The sequence below is a fragment of the Roseivirga sp. genome, assembly GCF_049099775.1.
Classification (GTDB): domain Bacteria; phylum Bacteroidota; class Bacteroidia; order Cytophagales; family Cyclobacteriaceae; genus Roseivirga.
This window is the reverse complement of sequence record NZ_JAGDZM010000009.1, coordinates 93,661-110,787: the sequence shown is the minus strand read 5'-3', so window position 1 is coordinate 110,787 and position 17,127 is coordinate 93,661. Positions and strand designations below refer to the sequence as shown.

The 17,127-nt window shown below is 39.5% G+C and carries 17 protein-coding genes; 11 read left to right on the top strand and 6 right to left on the bottom strand.

The window, feature by feature from the left end; genetic code table 11:
• Window positions 1-723 carry a LytR/AlgR family response regulator transcription factor gene (locus tag JXQ92_RS15220; RefSeq protein WP_421987494.1) on the bottom strand — a complete coding sequence of 241 codons (723 nt, stop codon included), beginning with the start codon at window positions 721-723 and terminating at the stop codon, window positions 1-3.
• Window positions 716-1,660: a sensor histidine kinase gene (locus JXQ92_RS15215; RefSeq protein WP_421987493.1), complete on the bottom strand. Its 945-nt coding sequence runs from the start codon at window positions 1,658-1,660 to the stop codon at window positions 716-718. Before JXQ92_RS15215 ends, JXQ92_RS15220 begins: the two co-directional genes overlap by 8 nt.
• A gap of 336 nt (window positions 1,661-1,996) precedes the next feature.
• Here JXQ92_RS15215 and JXQ92_RS15210 point away from each other — a divergent pair, with 336 nt between their 5' ends.
• Window positions 1,997-2,398 (top strand): MotA/TolQ/ExbB proton channel family protein, encoded by a 402-nt coding sequence (locus tag JXQ92_RS15210; RefSeq protein WP_421987492.1) that lies wholly within the window; start codon window positions 1,997-1,999, stop codon window positions 2,396-2,398.
• 107 nt (window positions 2,399-2,505) lie between these two features.
• Entirely contained in the window at window positions 2,506-3,573 is a 1,068-nt protein-coding gene (locus JXQ92_RS15205) for a serine hydrolase domain-containing protein (protein ID WP_421987491.1), read from the top strand.
• Window positions 3,574-3,639: 66 nt separating this feature from the next.
• On the opposite strand, the gene JXQ92_RS15200 is transcribed toward JXQ92_RS15205, so the two are convergent.
• Window positions 3,640-4,620, bottom strand: coding sequence for a hypothetical protein (locus JXQ92_RS15200; protein ID WP_421987490.1), 981 nt, complete (start codon window positions 4,618-4,620; stop codon window positions 3,640-3,642).
• A gap of 392 nt (window positions 4,621-5,012) precedes the next feature.
• Between JXQ92_RS15200 and JXQ92_RS15195 the strand changes: the two genes are divergently transcribed.
• The 9 genes from JXQ92_RS15195 to JXQ92_RS15155 all read left to right on the top strand — a co-directional run bounded on the left by JXQ92_RS15195 (window position 5,013) and on the right by JXQ92_RS15155 (window position 14,133).
• Window positions 5,013-5,690, top strand: a complete 678-nt coding sequence (locus tag JXQ92_RS15195; RefSeq protein ID WP_421987489.1) for a GNAT family N-acetyltransferase — start codon at window positions 5,013-5,015, stop codon at window positions 5,688-5,690.
• Window positions 5,680-6,876 carry an argininosuccinate synthase gene (locus JXQ92_RS15190; RefSeq protein WP_421987488.1) on the top strand — a complete coding sequence of 399 codons (1,197 nt, stop codon included), beginning with the start codon at window positions 5,680-5,682 and terminating at the stop codon, window positions 6,874-6,876. The genes JXQ92_RS15195 and JXQ92_RS15190 overlap by 11 nt, the downstream gene beginning before the upstream one ends.
• Window positions 6,873-7,826 carry an N-acetyl-gamma-glutamyl-phosphate reductase gene (gene argC / locus JXQ92_RS15185; RefSeq protein ID WP_421987487.1) on the top strand — a complete coding sequence of 318 codons (954 nt, stop codon included), beginning with the start codon at window positions 6,873-6,875 and terminating at the stop codon, window positions 7,824-7,826. The genes JXQ92_RS15190 and argC overlap by 4 nt, the downstream gene beginning before the upstream one ends.
• Window positions 7,826-8,947, top strand: a complete 1,122-nt coding sequence (locus JXQ92_RS15180; protein WP_421987486.1) for an aspartate aminotransferase family protein — start codon at window positions 7,826-7,828, stop codon at window positions 8,945-8,947. Before argC ends, JXQ92_RS15180 begins: the two co-directional genes overlap by 1 nt.
• Window positions 8,944-9,885 (top strand): N-acetylornithine carbamoyltransferase, encoded by a 942-nt coding sequence (locus tag JXQ92_RS15175; RefSeq protein WP_421987485.1) that lies wholly within the window; start codon window positions 8,944-8,946, stop codon window positions 9,883-9,885. The genes JXQ92_RS15180 and JXQ92_RS15175 overlap by 4 nt, the downstream gene beginning before the upstream one ends.
• Complete coding sequence (gene argB / locus JXQ92_RS15170) at window positions 9,882-10,670, top strand: acetylglutamate kinase (protein ID WP_421987484.1); 789 nt, start codon at window positions 9,882-9,884, stop codon at window positions 10,668-10,670. Before JXQ92_RS15175 ends, argB begins: the two co-directional genes overlap by 4 nt.
• Window positions 10,670-11,731, top strand: coding sequence for a M20 family metallo-hydrolase (locus tag JXQ92_RS15165; protein WP_421987483.1), 1,062 nt, complete (start codon window positions 10,670-10,672; stop codon window positions 11,729-11,731). The genes argB and JXQ92_RS15165 overlap by 1 nt, the downstream gene beginning before the upstream one ends.
• A 45-nt stretch (window positions 11,732-11,776) precedes the next feature.
• Window positions 11,777-13,111: an argininosuccinate lyase gene (gene argH, locus JXQ92_RS15160; RefSeq protein WP_421987482.1), complete on the top strand. Its 1,335-nt coding sequence runs from the start codon at window positions 11,777-11,779 to the stop codon at window positions 13,109-13,111.
• A gap of 80 nt (window positions 13,112-13,191) precedes the next feature.
• Window positions 13,192-14,133, top strand: coding sequence for a peptidoglycan DD-metalloendopeptidase family protein (locus tag JXQ92_RS15155; protein ID WP_421987481.1), 942 nt, complete (start codon window positions 13,192-13,194; stop codon window positions 14,131-14,133).
• Here the strand turns inward: JXQ92_RS15155 and JXQ92_RS15150 are convergent.
• From JXQ92_RS15150 to polX, 3 genes are read right to left on the bottom strand one after another with little or no spacing between them, the layout of a single operon-like run.
• Window positions 14,130-14,399: a hypothetical protein gene (locus tag JXQ92_RS15150; protein ID WP_421987480.1), complete on the bottom strand. Its 270-nt coding sequence runs from the start codon at window positions 14,397-14,399 to the stop codon at window positions 14,130-14,132. The two genes, JXQ92_RS15155 and JXQ92_RS15150, sit on opposite strands and share 4 nt — an antisense overlap.
• Window positions 14,396-15,409: a glycosyltransferase family 9 protein gene (locus JXQ92_RS15145; protein WP_421987479.1), complete on the bottom strand. Its 1,014-nt coding sequence runs from the start codon at window positions 15,407-15,409 to the stop codon at window positions 14,396-14,398. The genes JXQ92_RS15150 and JXQ92_RS15145 overlap by 4 nt, the downstream gene beginning before the upstream one ends.
• Entirely contained in the window at window positions 15,402-17,114 is a 1,713-nt protein-coding gene (gene polX / locus JXQ92_RS15140; RefSeq protein ID WP_421987478.1) for a DNA polymerase/3'-5' exonuclease PolX, read from the bottom strand. Before polX ends, JXQ92_RS15145 begins: the two co-directional genes overlap by 8 nt.
• Window positions 17,115-17,127: the final 13 nt, after the last annotated feature.

Sequence of the window (17,127 nt, the reverse complement as noted above, 5' to 3'; positions counted from 1 at the left end):
TTAACCTTTTAGTCGCTTATTTAATTCCGCCTTATAGCTACGGCTAATGGGTAGGGTTGTACCATCTAACTCCACATACTCTTGTGTGTATGAAATGATGTGATTGATGGCGACGATGTAAGAGCGATGAATTCTCAGAAAATTAGATTTAGGTAACCTCGCCTCGATATTGCTGATCGTTTCTCGGGTTACTATCGTTCCGTCTGAAGTATGTATTTTCAGATAATCTTTAAGGCTTTCGATATGTGATACTTCGTTAATCACGATTTTCACCATTTTTCGCTCAACTTTTACGAAGAAAGACTTTCTAATTTCTGGAGCCTTTTCGGGCACTTGAATTTCCTTCGGTTGGATGAAAATCTCAAAGTAGCGATTGACGGCTTTGAATATGCGCTCGAATGAAATAGGTTTCATCAGGTAATCAAGGGCATGAAGCTCAAAACCTTCCAAGGCATATTCCCTATAGGCAGTTGTGAAAACCACCTTTATGTCTTTATTCAAAGATTTTGCAAAGGATAAGCCAGATAGCTCAGGCATGTTGATGTCGAGAAAGACAAGATCAATGGATTGTTCATGAATGACGTGAAATGCCTCAAGCGCGCTGCTACAACTGCCTGCTAATTTGATACTTGCGATTTGTGCAAGATGATTACAAATAATATCCCTCGCCACTTTCTCATCATCTACGACAAGACAATTTACAATTGCTTTTTTATCAGCCATTTGTGTCAATTATCAGTTCGACATTAAACCTGTTGGGTGTTTTTTCTATCCGAAGCTCGTGCCTATCGGCATAGAGCATGGATAGTCTTTTTTTAATGTTTTCAAGGCCAATTCCCTCTCCCTTTTCAAAAGGAAGGCTTTCTCTCAACGTATTTGAAATTGAGAAATTTACCTTGCCCAATTCTGCTTTCACATTAATATCAATTTGCAGTTTGCCTTCCGTAGATCCGCCATGCTTAAAACTGTTTTCGACAAAGGGAATAAAAAGCATAGGTGCCACTTGAAGTTCGGCCGGAAAATCTTCCAGTTTCATTCGTATGTCTAGGCTATCGCTAAACCTTGTTTTTTCTAAATCAATGTAGTCTTGAATATGGTTCATTTCGCTCGACAAATCCACCATAGGTTTATCCACTTGATAGAGTAGATAGTCCAATAAATTGGAAAGCTTCAGAATCAAATCTGGAGTTTCTTCCGCCTTGGACAAGGCAAAACCATAAAGCGTATTTAATGTGTTAAAGAGAAAATGAGGGTGAATCTGCATTTTGAGGTATTTCAACTCTTGCTCTTTTAGCTTTAGCTGAGTTTCTAGAACCTTAGTTAAAAGCTTGTCATTATTCGTTTTAGAACCATAGTAATGTCTTAATAGTGTTATTCCACTGGCCAGAAATATGATCAAGTAAACAGCAATAAGAATAAATGGAAAACTCCTAGCGATGGGTAGCTCTACTATTTTTAAGTCTAGGATGAAAATGAGGGCATAAAAAACGGATAGTACAACTGCAAAGGCTGTGAGTATGAAAGTATACAACCCATATAACAAGAAACTAGAATACTTTTTGAGCAAGAGGTATTTAGGGATTAAATAGTATACCATTACATAACAAGAGGCAATTGTGATTGGCATCAAGAATGAAGAAAATGCTATGTTAATCTTCATGTTACTATTATTAAACCCGAAAACATATAGGTAGAATAGAAATACGGATAACCAGAAAAGAAGGTGGATTCCAGATTCCATGGTTTTTTCCAAAACTGTCTTTCTGGTAATGATCATGACTCGAATAAACAATCTTTCTTTTTAAAGGCAATGTTTATGCGACGAATTACCGATTTGTGTAGGCCTTTAACATAAGTTTTCACACTGTTCGATCAACCGGGTAAAACTGGTCAAACGTCTTACTTGACCTTCAATAGGTCGCATATTTCTGTTTAATCAGATATCTTCTTTTATCATCGTATCAGGATAACAATTAGGAAAGTTACCTATTTTGTAGTGGTGTTTATTTTACAACAACTTACGGTTAAGTCTTTTGTCTTAGATAAGGTAAATGAGGGAGGACCATTCATTATGATACCCTTGCTATTGATATTTGCGGTATGTTTGCTGCTTTCTGTCAGGAGTTTTATCCAAGTTAAAAAGGGTAAGGAGTATTCGGATAAAAGTATAAAACTGCTGAACTCTTTGGGCCTGTTTGCATTGGTCTATGGAATTTTTGGTCAGCTGCTTGGATTGGTTGAAGTATTAGACCAATTCAGTTCTGATATAGAAGCTTCTGTTAACCAATTGGCTATGGGATTGAAATTCACAATACTGTCTACCGTACTAGGCTGCTTCATATTTCTTGTTAACAAGGGCGTTTCGGTTGTATTGACATCATTGCAACCAAATAAGTAGAGTGCCTTCCTAATGTTTCCATAATTAATTCCTATATGGTATTGTAGGTCTTTTGACTACTCTTCCAGATGGGTTCATAACCAAGTTTTAAACAAAAAAACAAGCATATGCGTAGCATTAAACACCTTTTGGCTTCACTTTTTCTATTGGCTTTTAGTACTGGAATTCTTTATAGTCAGAATAAATCAGAAGTTATAGCCCAACTTGATAAGTATATGGATGAGCTGGAAGCCAATGATGAGGCAATGGGGATTCTCTCAATATCAAAGAATGGCAAGGTAGTGTACAGTAAAGCGATTGGTTTTTCCAATGTGGAGAAGGGTACTAAACTTACACCCAACACTATTATGAAAATAGGCTCAAACACTAAGGTTTTTACAGCCACAATGATCTTTCAGCTTATAGATGAAGGAAAAATAACCCTAGACACCAAACTAAGTGACTTTCACCCTGAATTGAAGAATGCTGGCAAAATCACAATCTCTCAAATGTTGAGGCATAAAAGCGGAATTTTTGAGATGATTCAGGACAATGATTTTGGCAGTTATCGGGTGAAAGGCCTAACGGCAGAAGAACAACTAAAGAAAATTGCATCCTTTGACAGTAAGTTTGAACCAGGAAGTCAATACGAGTACTCAAATACTAACTATATCTTACTAAGTTACATCATCGAAAAAATCACAGGTATCTCGTATGGAAAAAACCTGTCAGAACGTATCACAGATAAGCTAAACTTAAGCCATACGTTTTATGCTGCCGACCCTGGAGTATTAGATAAAACGGCCCGAGGATATTACTACGAAGATAGCTGGAATGAGATTCCTTCAACAAGTATGAATTTACCTAGAGGTGCGGGAGCAATTGTTTCCACAGCTGATGAATTGAATCAATTCTTAAGGGCTTTGATGCAAGGAAAGCTAATGTCTAAAGCATCATTGGAAAAAATGACTGACTTTGAAGAAGGTCGAGGTAGGGGCATTAATGGCTTTGAAGTACCCCCTTCAATAACTACTGAGAAGGCTGTTTCTCATGGAGGTCAGATTGACGGTTTTTTGGCGCAGCCTACCTACTTTCCTAATTCAGATATCGCATTGACCTTTATTTCAAATGGGCTTAATTGTCCGCCGCAAAAGATCATTGGCTTGCTGGCCACGTATGTGAGAAATCCTTTTTGATTAAAATAGCTCATACTATAGACTATTCTAGATAATAAAGCCTGTCCCTGAGACAGGCTTTCATACCTACTTCTTTTGAATCAGCTTTTTTAAAATCTGGTTCTCCTTTTCTAAGGCCTTGATTCGCTCTTCTTGAGCACTGGTCTTTTTATTTTGTTCTATCATGTATAGCGTCAACTCCTCTACTTTCTTTAAAAGCGTTGCCTGAATATCTCCCAAATCTTGTCCTTTTTTTTCAACCTCTTTGGCAGTTGGTACTTCAGGTAAATGTTGGTTGGATTGAATGTAAGCTTCTAATTCATGGAGGGATTTGAGCTTATAGTTTGGAGAGAAGACATAGTCTGGCCAGTTACCAGGGGTTTGAGTGACTTTTACTTTCTTGGATTCCAAGTCTCCATTCAGAATCATTGAACCACCGCCATTAACTCTTAGAATTTCACCATTAGATGTATTTCTTAAGATCATTAGTGTATGACCACTAGATGCACCAGTATCTACGACGAACCTTGCAGCTTCTTGACCAAGCGCGGAACTTCCTTTCAACCTTAGAGTTCCATTATTTATATCCAAAGTTGTTCCAGGTGAAGCAGTGCCAATCCCGACATTGCCTTGAGAATTGATACTCATTCTTATGTTTTGATCCGAATTTGCTACCTCATCCTCAGTAACGCTACCGTTTGCACTGAATAAGTCAATTTTCCCATCTAAGCCAAATTTGAGACCTGAGAACCCTCTTGAGCTTGTAGAGCCTACCAGAGCCTTATAGTTGTAAGTAGCGTTATCGTATCGAGCATATATGTTTTTGCCCAAAATGAGGCCTCCATCCGATCTTGTTGAACCAATTCCTGCGTATGCTTTACCCCCACCGAGGTAAACCATTCCATTCTGTGTATAGTTTCCAACCTGTATACTTCCACCGGAAACATGTAATCTAGCTTCAGGCGAAGTAGTGCCAATACCGACACTACCGGTTGTTGGAAATGTATTTTGTCCAAATGTTAATTGAGATACACAAATCAGCGTAATTATAGAAAGTATTTTATTCATAGTGTTTATTCTTTAAGGAGGGTTGACAAATGGGCCACTGTTTATTAAATATAGTAATAGTTCAAATTTATCATCGTTAAATTAGATATTATTTGATTAATTATTTAGCATCATCTTGCCATTTCTAAACTTTTCGCTTCCTTTGTTATCTCAATAAAGAAATGCAAACAAACGCTTCTACATATTTCCAAACCATTCAGCTACCTCAAGTAGCCATGGAAGCTGTTGCATTAAGGGTAAGGAATAGGAGGCGCTAAGCCTCGATATCATACCGACTGCCTATGTGGTGGTCATCAATTCCTCAAACTGTATTTATTTCAATTATCTCAAACTCATCATTCGATGCGTCAAACTGGTTTCTCTAATTGTCGCGTTGAGAGGTTTTTATAAAAATGAAAAAGAATTTTATCATAAGAGCTGCTGATTCTTCCGACGTGAACTATGCCCAAGAGATCGTACAAGAGATCGCTGATTCAGCCAAAGTTCGTGGTACGGGCATCGCGAAACGAACGCCTGAATATGTATCTAAGAAGATCGAGGAAGGTAAGGCTATTATAGCGACTACGAAAAGTGGCGAATGGGCAGGTTTCTGTTACATCGAAGTTTGGAGCCACGGTCAATTCGTTGCCAATTCAGGCCTAATCGTATCCCAAAAATTCAGAGGAGAAGGGCTAGCCAAAAAAATTAAAGAGGCAACATTTAATCTGTCTGGCGAAAAGTACCCCGAGGCTAAAATCTTTGGTTTAACAACGGGTGCTGCGGTGCTTAAGATTAATTCGGAACTGGGCTATAAACCAGTTGTCTACGGTGAGCTCACCCAGGACGAAGAATTTTGGAAAGGTTGCCAAAGCTGTATCAACTTTGATATTCTTACGGCTAAGAAAAGGCAAAACTGTATCTGTACAGCAATGCTGTATAATCCAGCTTGGGAAAAAGATCAAAAACCGAAACGGACGCAATGGAAAGGAAGAGAACTCGATAAGGACTTAAAACTCTTCGAACGCTGGTTAAAATTTAAGAAAACAGTCTTACTCAAACGAGAAGCTAAAAAGAATAAAAATGGAAAATAAGAAAGTTGTATTAGCATATAGTGGCGGACTAGATACATCTTACTGCGTCAAATATCTTAAAGACGAGAAAGGTTTAGATGTACATTCTGTATTGGTAAATACAGGTGGTTTTACAAGTGAAGAACTCGTTGAGGTGGAGAAAAGAGCCTACGAATTGGGTGTAAAAACCCATACAACGATCGAAGAAACCGAGAACTACTATCAAAGTGTAGTAAAGTACCTGGTTTATGGGAATATCTTAAAAAACAGTACCTATCCGCTTTCGGTAAGTGCTGAAAGAGTAAGCCAAGCGATTGCCATAGCGAAACACGCTAAAGGACTTAATGCAGATTACATCGCACATGGAAGCACAGGTGCTGGAAACGATCAAGTGCGTTTCGATATGATTTTCCAGAGCTTCCTTCCAGAGGCAGAAATCATTACACCAATTCGCGATTTACAATTGTCGAGAGAAGAGGAAATAGAATACCTAAAGGAAAAAGGGGTTGAGATGGATTTTGAAAAGGCAGCATATTCTGTGAATAAAGGTTTGTGGGGAACATCTGTAGGAGGAAAAGAAACGCTCACTTCTAATGGCTTTTTACCAGAAAGTGCCTTCCCAACACAAGTAAAAAAAGAAGAACAGGAGGAATTAATACTGGGCTTTAAAAAAGGACAATTGAAGTCTATTAATGATAAGCCTTTTGAGAAATCACATGAGGCCATTCAATATTTAGAAGCCTTGGCAGGTCCATTTGGCATTGGACGTGATATTCATGTTGGTGATACAATTATCGGAATAAAAGGTCGCGTAGGTTTTGAAGCTGCAGCGGCTGTTTTGACTATTAAAGCTCATCAGGCCTTAGAAAAGCATGTTTTAACCAAATGGCAGATTTATTGGAAGGATCAAATCGCTGCATTCTATGGCAATTGGTTGCACGAAGGTCAGTTTATGGACCCGGTAATGCGCGATATGGAAGCAATGATGGAAAATACTCAGCAGCATGTAACGGGTAAAGTTTTTATTTCACTCTTGCCCTACCGATATCAAGTCAATGGCATTGAATCTGATCATGATTTAATGTCTGCCAAGTTTGGCCATTATGGTGAAATGAACAAGGCTTGGTCTGGAGATGATGTGAAGGGATTTGCAAAAATCTTTGGCAATCAAAATGCGATTTATCACCAAGTAAACTCAGAATCATGATTAAAGTAGGAATAGTTGGTGGCGCGGGTTATACAGGTGGCGAACTGATTCGTCTGTTGCTAAACCATCCATCAGCAGAAATAATTTTCGTTCAAAGTAGAAGCCAAGCGGGAGAACCACTTCATACAGTTCACGCTGATCTTCTCGGCGAAACAGAAATCGGCTTTACCGATGAAATGAATTTTAATGTGGAAGTACTTTTCTTATGTATGGGGCATGGTGCGTCTTCGGAGTTTATAAGTCAGCATTCGCTACCTGAGCACGTTAAAATCATCGATTTGAGTCAAGATTTTCGGATGGACACCGAAAAGGTGTATGGGCTACCAGAATTAAACAAAGAAGCCATCCGGTCGGCTAATTTTGTAGCCAATCCAGGTTGTTTTGCTACGGCAATTCAATTAGCCCTATTACCAATGGCACATAACGGCGCGTTAAAAGAAGTTCATATTTCCGGAATTACCGGATCGACCGGTGCAGGGTTTCAGCCCTCTAAAACAACACATTTTAGCTGGCGCGATAGCAATGTTTCTAGCTATAAAGCATTCGATCATCAGCATATGGCAGAAGTCACAAGGAGCCTGATGCAATATCAACCTTGGTTCGATCAGCCGCTGAACTTTATTCCATATCGAGGCAATTTCACCCGAGGGATTCTCGTAACTGCCTATCAATATTGCGAATGGCCTTTAGAAGAAGCCATCAGGGTATATAAAGAATATTACCAAGAGCACCCATTTGTAAGCGTAAGTCAGCAACCTGTAGATGTGAAACAAGTTGTGAACACGAATAAGTGTTTCGTCAACATTACCATGCATAATGGCTATTTAATGGTACAGACCGTAATCGATAATTTATTGAAGGGTGCTTCTGGACAAGCTGTTCAAAACATGAACTTGATGCATGGTCTTGAAGAAACGACTGGGCTAAAATTAAAAGGAGGGGCTTTCTAATGGAAATGTTCGACGTATATCCGCTTTACCCTATTGAACCTGTAAAAGCCTTAGGATCAAAGCTATGGGATAAAAAAGGAACTGAATATTTAGACCTTTATGGTGGTCATGCTGTTATTTCAATTGGGCATAGCCATCCTACTTATGTGAAGAATATTTCTGACCAACTCACAAAAATTGGTTTCTATTCTAACGCGGTTCAAAATAGTCTGCAAGGAGAATTGGCCTTGAAGCTTGGGAAGATTTCTGGCTACTATGACTACAAACTGTTCTTATGTAGTACGGGCGCTGAAGCCAACGAAAACGCTTTAAAACTTGCCTCTTTCCATACGGGTAGAAAAAAGATTATTGCAGTTGAAAATGCCTTTCATGGACGAACTTCAGGTGCAGTTGCCGCTACACATAATCCCAAAATAGTAGCGCCTTTTAATGCCGATCATCAGGTAGAGTTTGTGCCGATGAATGATTGCGATGCCCTTGAATTGGCCTTCGATGAGGAGGTAGCTGGTTTTATTATAGAACCGATTCAAGGAGTTGCAGGTCTCTTTGAGGCAACTAATCAGTTTCTTCAAAAGGCACAGGATCTGTGTGAAAAATTTGAAGCTGTTTTTATAGTAGATGAAGTCCAATCCGGTGCAGGACGTACAGGAAAGTTTTTTGCGCACCAATACTCGAATATCCGTCCTGATATTATTACCCTAGCCAAAGGAATGGGGAATGGTTTTCCCGTAGCCAGTGTACTCATTAATCCCAAATTAGAACCATGGCATGGCATGTTAGGGACTACTTTTGGAGGGAACCACTTGGCTTGTGCTGCGTCGCTGGCCGTTTTAGACGTACTTTCAAAAGAAGCCTTAATGAAAAATGCTTCAGTGATGGGTGACTATATAGTAGAGCAATTGAAATCTATTTCTGGGGTGAAAGAAATCAGAGGTAAAGGCCTAATGGTCGGTGCGGCATTTGATTTTCCGATTGCCGAACTCAGAAAGAAGCTTTTATTCGATCACCATATTTTTACCGGTGCCGCTGCAGACAAACAAACGCTGCGTTTATTGCCTTCTCTCGCTGTGAGCCAGTCAGAACTTGATCAATTTTTCGACGCATTGAAAAAAGAGATATGAAGCATTTTACCAGCATAGCGGATGTTAATGATGTCAACCAATTAGTTGAACAAGCCATTTCCTTCAAGGCAAATGCTTTCCAACCTGAATTGAGAAAAGGAAAGAAAGTGGGCTTAGTATTTCTGAATCCGAGCCTTAGAACAAGATTAAGTACCCAAGTGGCGGCACAAAATTTAGGGGCAGAGGCCATTGTACTTGACATCGGGAAAGACGGATGGGCTTTGGAATTCGAAGATGGAAAAATCATGAACGGTGACAAGGCAGAGCATATTCGTGAAGCAGCTGCCGTTATGGGTCGATACTTTGACGTATTAGGTGTTCGTACATTTCCTAGTCTCACCGATAAAGCAACCGACTATTCAGAAACCTTACTACAGTCATTTTTAAAGCATGCAGGAATTCCTGTGTTGAGTTTAGAGAGCGGAACGAGACATCCCCTGCAAAGTTTGGCCGATTTGATGACGATCAAAGAACATTGGACAAAGGATCGGAAACCAAAAGTCGTCTTGACTTGGGCACCGCATATAAAGGCGCTTCCCCAGGCAGTGCCGAATTCATTCGCTGAATGGATGATGCATGCAGACGTAGATTTTTCAATCACAAATCCAGAAGGCTACAATTTAGCCCCAGAGTTCCGTGAAGGAGTTTCAGTTTATCATGATCAAGCAGCTGGACTTGCAGGTGCTGACTTTGTCTATGTTAAGAATTGGTCGGCCTATGAGGCATATGGGCAAGTGCTTTCTCAAGATGAAAGTTGGAGTTTTGGGAATGATCAGTTGGCACTTACTAACAATGCAAAAGTAATGCATTGCTTGCCCGTAAGACGAGGCTTGGTGATTAAGGATGAAGTGCTCGACAGTGCTAATGCAATCCATTTGGACCAAGCCGAAAACCGGGTTTATGCTGCTCAGTCTGTTTTAAATGAGTTGTTGAAATGAAGGAATTAACAGTTATAAAAGTTGGCGGAAAAGTCATCGATGATCCGGAAGCACTTAAGCGTTTTCTAGATTCGTTTGTGGAGGTTTCCGGTGCGAAAATACTCGTTCATGGTGGTGGAAAAATCGCCTCTGATTTTGGAAATCGATTAGGAATAACGCCTCAACTCATAAATGGAAGAAGAATTACCGATAAACCTACTTTAGAGCTAGTAACCATGGTTTATGGTGGGTTAGTCAATAAGAATATTGTAGCACAACTGCAAGAAAGAGGCGAAAATGCGATAGGTTTAACGGGTGCCGATGCGAATGTGATTTCGGCCAATAAAAGACAAGTAAGCGCGATAGATTATGGATATGTGGGAGATGTGTCAAGAACTGACGTTAACACTGCTATGATATCGAATTTTATCGATGCAGGTTTGGTTCCAGTTTTGTGCCCACTTACGCATGATGGCAATGGCAACTTACTCAATACAAATGCTGATACAATTGCGAGTGTACTAGCAACGGCCATGACAGAAAAATTTCGTGTTAACTTGATCTACTGTTTCGAACAGGATGGTGTCTTAGAAGATTTTGCGAAGAATAAAGTTATAGCGACAATAACATACGATCAGTACGATAAGTTAAAAACTGAGGGGGTTATTCAGGCGGGTATGATCCCGAAAATGGATAATGCTTTCGATGCTATAAAAGGTGGAGTAGATACTGTAAAGATTGGTTCTTTTCAATCTGTTCAAACGTTAGTAAAAGGAAAGTCAGGCACAAAAATTACACTAAGTTAATGAGTATAGAGGCGTTAACATCCGATGCAATTGAATTGCTGAAGAAACTGATACAAACACCTTCCTTCAGTAAGGAAGAAAAGGTGACGGCTAATGAAATTGCTCAATTCTTACAACGAAATGGAGTAGAGACGAGCCGAATTGGCAATAATGTTTGGGCTAAGAACTTACACTTCGAATCCGCAAAGCAAACCATTCTTTTGAATTCGCATCATGATACAGTAAAACCCAATGCCGGCTACACAAATGATCCGTTTGATGCTAAAACTGACAATGGAAAACTCTATGGCTTAGGAAGTAATGATGCTGGGGGATGTTTGGTGTCTTTAATCGCCACTTTTCTACATTTTTATTCACAAGAAAATTTAACCTTCAATTTGGTATTGGCCGCTTCGGCCGAGGAAGAAATTTCAGGAAAAGGAGGAATGGAAAATCTTGTGCCCCATTTACCGGCGATTGATTTTGCGATAGTTGGAGAACCCACACAAATGAATTTGGCCATTGCTGAAAAGGGGTTGATGGTGTTGGACTGTGTGGCCAAGGGAAAATCAGGGCATGCCGCCAGAAATGAAGGTGAAAATGCCATTTATAAGGCGTTGGAAGATATTCATTGGTTTAAAAATTATGCATTTGAAAAAGTGTCCGAATCATTAGGGCCTATTAAAATGAGCGTAACCGTGATTGAAGCAGGTGAGCAACACAATGTAGTGCCTGATGAATGCAAATTTGTGGTGGACGTTCGAACGACCGATGCTCATTCCAATCAAGAAACACTTCAAATTATTCAGGCTCATGTAAACTGCCAAGTAACGGCTCGATCCACCCGTTTGAATCCATCAGGTATACCAAAAGATCACCCAATTGTGAAAGCAGGTCTTGAATTAGGCAAAGAAACCTATGGGTCGCCAACACTTTCCGATCAGGCTTTAATGCCCTTTCCATCTTTAAAAATGGGTCCTGGCGATTCTGCAAGATCACACGCTGCCGATGAGTATATTTATATATCAGAAATTGAAAATGGCATTAAAGATTATATCCAGCTGCTTGAAAAAATGCTATAGCATTTCCATTATCCCAAATCGAAGAAAAACTACTTAAAACGCACTATGAAACTCTGGCAAAAAGAAACGAACGTATCTGAAATTGTGGAACGCTATACGGTTGGTCGCGATTTAGAATTTGATATACAATTGGCCCCATATGATGTATTAGGTTCGCTGGCTCATACGGAAATGTTGGCTTCTATCGATTTACTGGAAAAAGAAGAGAAAGTTCTTATTCATAAAGAATTGAAGGCTATCTATCGGGATATTATGAGTGGCGATTTTGAGATTCAGGCAGGCGTGGAAGATATACACTCTCAAATTGAGCTTTTACTGACCGATCGTTTGGGCGATGTTGGCAAGAAGATACACAGTGGCCGATCTCGAAATGATCAAGTTTTAGTGGACTTGAAGCTTTTTATGCGGCAAGAAATTCAGGAGATAACTGATGGCGTTTCTACCCTTTTCGATCGATTGATTTCACTGAGCGATGAACATAAGGAAGCCCTTATGCCAGGCTATACTCATATGCAAGTGGCTATGCCTTCATCCTTTGGTTTATGGTTTGGTGCTTACGCCGAAAGCTTGGTCGACGATTTACATATGCTATATGCGGCTTATAAAATCGTGAATAAGAACCCGCTTGGTTCAGGGGCTGGATACGGCTCATCATTTCCTTTAAACCGTCGATTGACGACTGATTTACTCGGTTTTGACGATTTGAATTATAATGTTGTTTATGCCATGATGGGACGTGGCAAGGCTGAAAAATCTTTAGCAACTGGTATGGCTGCTATTGCGACTTCGCTCGCCAAATTTGCTATGGACGTATGCCTATATATGGGGCAAGATTTTGGGTTTCTTTCCTTCCCAGATGAACTCACGACAGGCTCTAGCATTATGCCGCACAAGAAGAACCCGGATGTCTTTGAGCTAATGCGCGGTAAGTGTAATCGAATACAAGCTTTACCTAATGACATTGCTCTGGTTACAGCCAATTTACCGGTAGGGTATCACCGAGAGATGCAATTGATTAAAGAGGTACTTTTTCCGGCGATTCAAGATTTGAAAGACTGCTTATTTATGTGTGATTTCATGCTTCAAAAAGTAGCAATCAGTACGGATCTGGTCGAAAAGGAAAAGTATAAATACCTATTTAGCGTTGAGGAAACGAACAAATTGGTACTAAACGGCGTGCCATTTCGAGACGCATATAAGCAAATAGGCCTGGCCATTGAAAACGATGACTTTAACCCTGAAAAGCAGGTGAATCATAGCCATGAAGGAAGTATAGGACAATTGAATTTATCTGAAATACAAGAGCAAATGTCTCAAGCCATGCAACAGTTCGATTTTGATAAATGGAATGTGAAAACCAAAGATCTTGTTTCGGTGTAACAATATTTAATAAATAAAACTATTAAATATTGTCTTATAAGGTTATTTATGTATTTTCAAGAACGATAAAACCCACACTAATGAAGATACTTTTTAATGTTCTTGTTCTTAGTCTTTTGGTTTCTCTAGGCACTACAACAGTAGACGCCCAGTCTAGGGTTAGGCTTAGTAGAGAGCAGGATAGGCATAATCCTGAGGACTATAATATTTATGCCAACAACCCCACTGGTACAGATCAGCATGTTGTAGTTGTATTTATGGACCTTGTCGGTTATACTCCTTCGCTAGGCATCCCTCCAGCAGTCAATGTTGAGCCTGGTAGAAGTAAAATCTTTGAAATGAAAAGGGATGAATTAACGAGTGAAGGTACTTTTCAATACCAGTATTATGTATACCCAGGCGTTGCAAATCCAGATATTAAATATGTAGACTATGTGCTACCTGTTTCGGCCGGCAATGAAGTTTCAGTTCGAAAATTAACGGATGCGCGTTTATCTTTTGGTGGCTCTTCGGCAGAGAATGTTTTTTATGGGTTGGCATTTTTGGGCAATGAAGGTGATACTATCCATGCAGCTCGTGGAGGAGTCGTCCAAAAAATTGTTCAAGATCAAGAGACGGAAGGTGAAAACGTGGTCTTCTCAAATGTTAAGAACTACATGCACATTAAGCATGCGGATGGCACGATAGCGCGATATGAAGTTTTCAAAATAAATTCTGCTCAGGTTAAAGAAGGAGATGAGGTTTTAGCGGGTGACCCATTGGCATTGTTCACTGGAGAAAATTATCAAATGGGTCCTAATTTTAGGTTTAGCGTGCGCTATTTGAAATTTACATATACAAAAGCATTAAGATCTAATGAGTGGTATTCACATCACTACTTAAAACCAAAGTTCAGTACGGCAAAAGAAGGTGTAAAGGAGCTACAAAGTAACTATACCTATACCGCTGTTTTGAATGATGAATTAATCACTCAAGACATGTCTCGAAAACAGAAAAAGAAGTATCTGAAATCGAAGCGTTAAAACAGCTCAAGGGCAAAGACTAGAAATGCATAAACTGCGGTAATAAAGGCGAGTCTTCTACTTTGTTTCAAGTCCTTTTCAGGAATACCCATCGCCCGAATTACTTTGATGTTGAAAGAGAGTGATACAAGTATAAAGCCAAGCGACAGCCCAAATACAAAATCTGGGTTTTGATAAGTTACCCATCCCTGACTCTCACTTAATTCAGTAAGTGCGGAAAGGATAAGGAGTATGAAAGATATGAGTTGGAGTCTCTTGTGTTTCATGGCAACCAAAAATCAAAAATGATGTCGTTCATACATTTAAAGTGCCCTTTAGGGCATTTATCATAGCCAATTTTGGAACAAGGTCTGCAAGAGAGTTTCTTATTTTCTAACAGCGTAAACTTGGTTTGATATGGGTACATGCCAAATTCTGGAATGGTATTGCCCCAAATAGAGAAAATGTTTTTATTCATTGCTGCCGCAATGTGCATCATGCCAGTGTCATGCGTAAAAACATAAGAGGCCTTCTTAATTATTGAGGCAGATTGATTGATGTTAAATTTTCCGCAGGCATTATAAATTTCCGCGTTCTTGCCAAGCGCTTCTAATGACTCTCGGTTTTCTTCCGTTTCGCCCTCGCGATCAAAAAAAGCTTCGATTTTAGCGCCATTCTCGGCATCTTCCTTACCACCTAGCAATATGATCGGTTTGTTGATTTTATCACACAACTCAATCATTCTATCTAAAGGAAGTTTTTTTGTCTCATGTTGCCCTCCTATCGCAAAGGCGACAAAGTTTTTCTGATGAGTTTTAGGTAGCCAATCGTCTTCAATTTCATCCTTTTCGGGAATGAAATAATCTAGTCCTAATAAATCCTTTTTAACCCCCAAAGGCTTGGCAGCTTCCAAATACCGATCTACAATATGAATATTAGGAAGCTTGTCAACTTTGAGGTTGACGATAAGCCATTTTTCCCAATTTAATTTTGGAAACGCCTGGCTTTCAGTGCCCAACTTTGACTTTAAAATTCTTGTTCTCAGGTTGTTGTGGAGGTCTACCACAAAGTCGAATTGTTCTGCTTTTAATGCTTTCGCCAGCGCATTGAGATCTTCTCCCAGAAAATGAAATTTGTCTATGTACGGGTTGGCCTCTAAAATGCTATGGTATTGTTTTTTGGTACAGTAGTGAACTTCAACATCGTCTAATTGACTTTTAATAACCCGTATCACGGGAGTAGTCAAAACAATGTCTCCAATTGACGAAAACCGTATAATGAGTATTTTCTTAGGCATTGGTTTTGGCTTGTGCCTTTTTCTTTTTGAAGTGTTTAGAGATCTCATCAAGCGTCAATGCGTTATAAGTCATTTCTGCAGTTAGCCCACCTTTTCTCCCTACCAGTAATCCATATTTCATATGATGATAGCCGGACATTTGATGCGCATCTGGATTGATCGACAACATAACCCCTTGCTCTAGCGCATAATTGGCCCAACGCCAATCTAGGTCTAGCCGCCAAGGATTCGCATTAATTTCTATCACAACATTGTGCTTTGCACAATGGTCAATCACTGCCTTATGATCAATAGGATATCCTTCTCTTCTCAGCAATAATCGACCTGTTGGGTGTCCCAAAATAGTGGTGTATGGATTTTCAATTGCAGTTAAAAGTCTTTGTGTGGCTTTTTGTTTATTCATTTTAAGCACGGAATGAACTGATGCGACTATAAAATCAAAGCTAGCCAGTACATCATCTTCATAGTCTAGTTGTCCATCATAGAGGATATCAGATTCTATGCCTTTCAATATCTTGAATGGGGCAAGTTTTTCATTCAACCGATCTATTTCTTCATGCTGTGCTATGATGCGATCTTCATTAAGCCCATTGGCATAAAATGCAGACTTACTATGGTCGCAAATACCTAGATATTCATAGCCTAGTTCTTTGCAATAAGTAGCCATTTGGTCAAGGCTATGTTTACCATCACTATAGGTAGAGTGATTGTGTAAAATTCCCTTGAGGTCGCCCATTTCAACGAGTTTTGGTAGCTCGTTTTTCTTGGCAGCTTCTAATTCAAAAGTTCCTTCGCGCAGTTCTGGCAAAATATATTCCATACCAGCTGCGGCGTATATTTCTTCCTCAGAGCCATAAGGTTTGGCGTTCACAATATCTCTTAGCGTCTGTTTATCAGTTATGGGTGTCCCTAGATGTAAATCGCTGCCAGATCTAAGAAAAAGATCTTTTACAAATGCACTTGGGTCGGTAAAAGTAAATTCACAAGGAATTCTGTTTTCCATATAAGTACCTCGCCAAGTGATGGGACCACTCGCTTTTAAGTCTTGTGTAAACTCAGGCAAATCACTAATGGCTGTTTCCATGTCGTCGAAGTCTTCCCCAGAGATCAGTAATTCTAAACGATCAATTATTTCGAGATTTCGTCTTAAACCACCAATGGCTTGTACATTTTCTATGTCACTAATTGATTTTAACTTCTCAATTACTTCCTCAATTAAGGCTTCTGCATCAGCATAGTGAAGTTTATTCGCATTGGCCTCTTTAAATTCAAGCGCATCGATAATTACTTGCTGCGTTTTATCACCAAAGCCCTTCAATTTAGCCACAAGCCCTGCATTGGCCGCTTCTTTTAGTTCATGACCACTTTCTATGCCCAAATCTTTCCACAACACTTTAATTTTCTTAGGGCCAATACCTTTAATGTCTAGTAGTTCTACGATGCCTTCGGGTGTAGCCTCTAAATACTCAGATAAAGCTTCAGAAATACCCGTACTTGAAATCTGGAATATGGTTGCGGCAATTCCCTTTCCAACGCCTTCAATTTTTTCTAGCTCTTGTAAGCCAAGTGATGCTAAATCAACGTCAATTTTGTCTAAATGGAAAACGGCATTTTGATATCCGCGAATTTTAAAACTGTTTTCATCGTGCAGCACCATAAGTGAAGCCTGTAGTTTCAGTTGTTTAAGTATAGTAGCGTTATCCAATTATTTGATAATT

What these genes read in the sequence shown, in the direction of transcription:
- JXQ92_RS15220 (WP_421987494.1), bottom strand. Translation starts at nt 723, where the DNA reads ATGGCTGATAAAAAAGCAATTGTAAATTGTCTTGTCGTAGATGATGAG.
- JXQ92_RS15215 (WP_421987493.1), bottom strand. Translation starts at nt 1,660, where the DNA reads ATGAAGATTAACATAGCATTTTCTTCATTCTTGATGCCAATCACAATT.
- JXQ92_RS15205 (WP_421987491.1), top strand. Translation starts at nt 2,506, where the DNA reads ATGCGTAGCATTAAACACCTTTTGGCTTCACTTTTTCTATTGGCTTTT.
- JXQ92_RS15200 (WP_421987490.1), bottom strand. Translation starts at nt 4,620, where the DNA reads ATGAATAAAATACTTTCTATAATTACGCTGATTTGTGTATCTCAATTA.
- JXQ92_RS15195 (WP_421987489.1), top strand. Translation starts at nt 5,013, where the DNA reads ATGAAAAAGAATTTTATCATAAGAGCTGCTGATTCTTCCGACGTGAAC.
- JXQ92_RS15190 (WP_421987488.1), top strand. Translation starts at nt 5,680, where the DNA reads ATGGAAAATAAGAAAGTTGTATTAGCATATAGTGGCGGACTAGATACA.
- argC (WP_421987487.1), top strand. Translation starts at nt 6,873, where the DNA reads ATGATTAAAGTAGGAATAGTTGGTGGCGCGGGTTATACAGGTGGCGAA.
- JXQ92_RS15180 (WP_421987486.1), top strand. Translation starts at nt 7,826, where the DNA reads ATGGAAATGTTCGACGTATATCCGCTTTACCCTATTGAACCTGTAAAA.
- JXQ92_RS15175 (WP_421987485.1), top strand. Translation starts at nt 8,944, where the DNA reads ATGAAGCATTTTACCAGCATAGCGGATGTTAATGATGTCAACCAATTA.
- argB (WP_421987484.1), top strand. Translation starts at nt 9,882, where the DNA reads ATGAAGGAATTAACAGTTATAAAAGTTGGCGGAAAAGTCATCGATGAT.
- JXQ92_RS15165 (WP_421987483.1), top strand. Translation starts at nt 10,670, where the DNA reads ATGAGTATAGAGGCGTTAACATCCGATGCAATTGAATTGCTGAAGAAA.
- argH (WP_421987482.1), top strand. Translation starts at nt 11,777, where the DNA reads ATGAAACTCTGGCAAAAAGAAACGAACGTATCTGAAATTGTGGAACGC.
- JXQ92_RS15155 (WP_421987481.1), top strand. Translation starts at nt 13,192, where the DNA reads ATGAAGATACTTTTTAATGTTCTTGTTCTTAGTCTTTTGGTTTCTCTA.
- JXQ92_RS15150 (WP_421987480.1), bottom strand. Translation starts at nt 14,399, where the DNA reads ATGAAACACAAGAGACTCCAACTCATATCTTTCATACTCCTTATCCTT.
- JXQ92_RS15145 (WP_421987479.1), bottom strand. Translation starts at nt 15,409, where the DNA reads ATGCCTAAGAAAATACTCATTATACGGTTTTCGTCAATTGGAGACATT.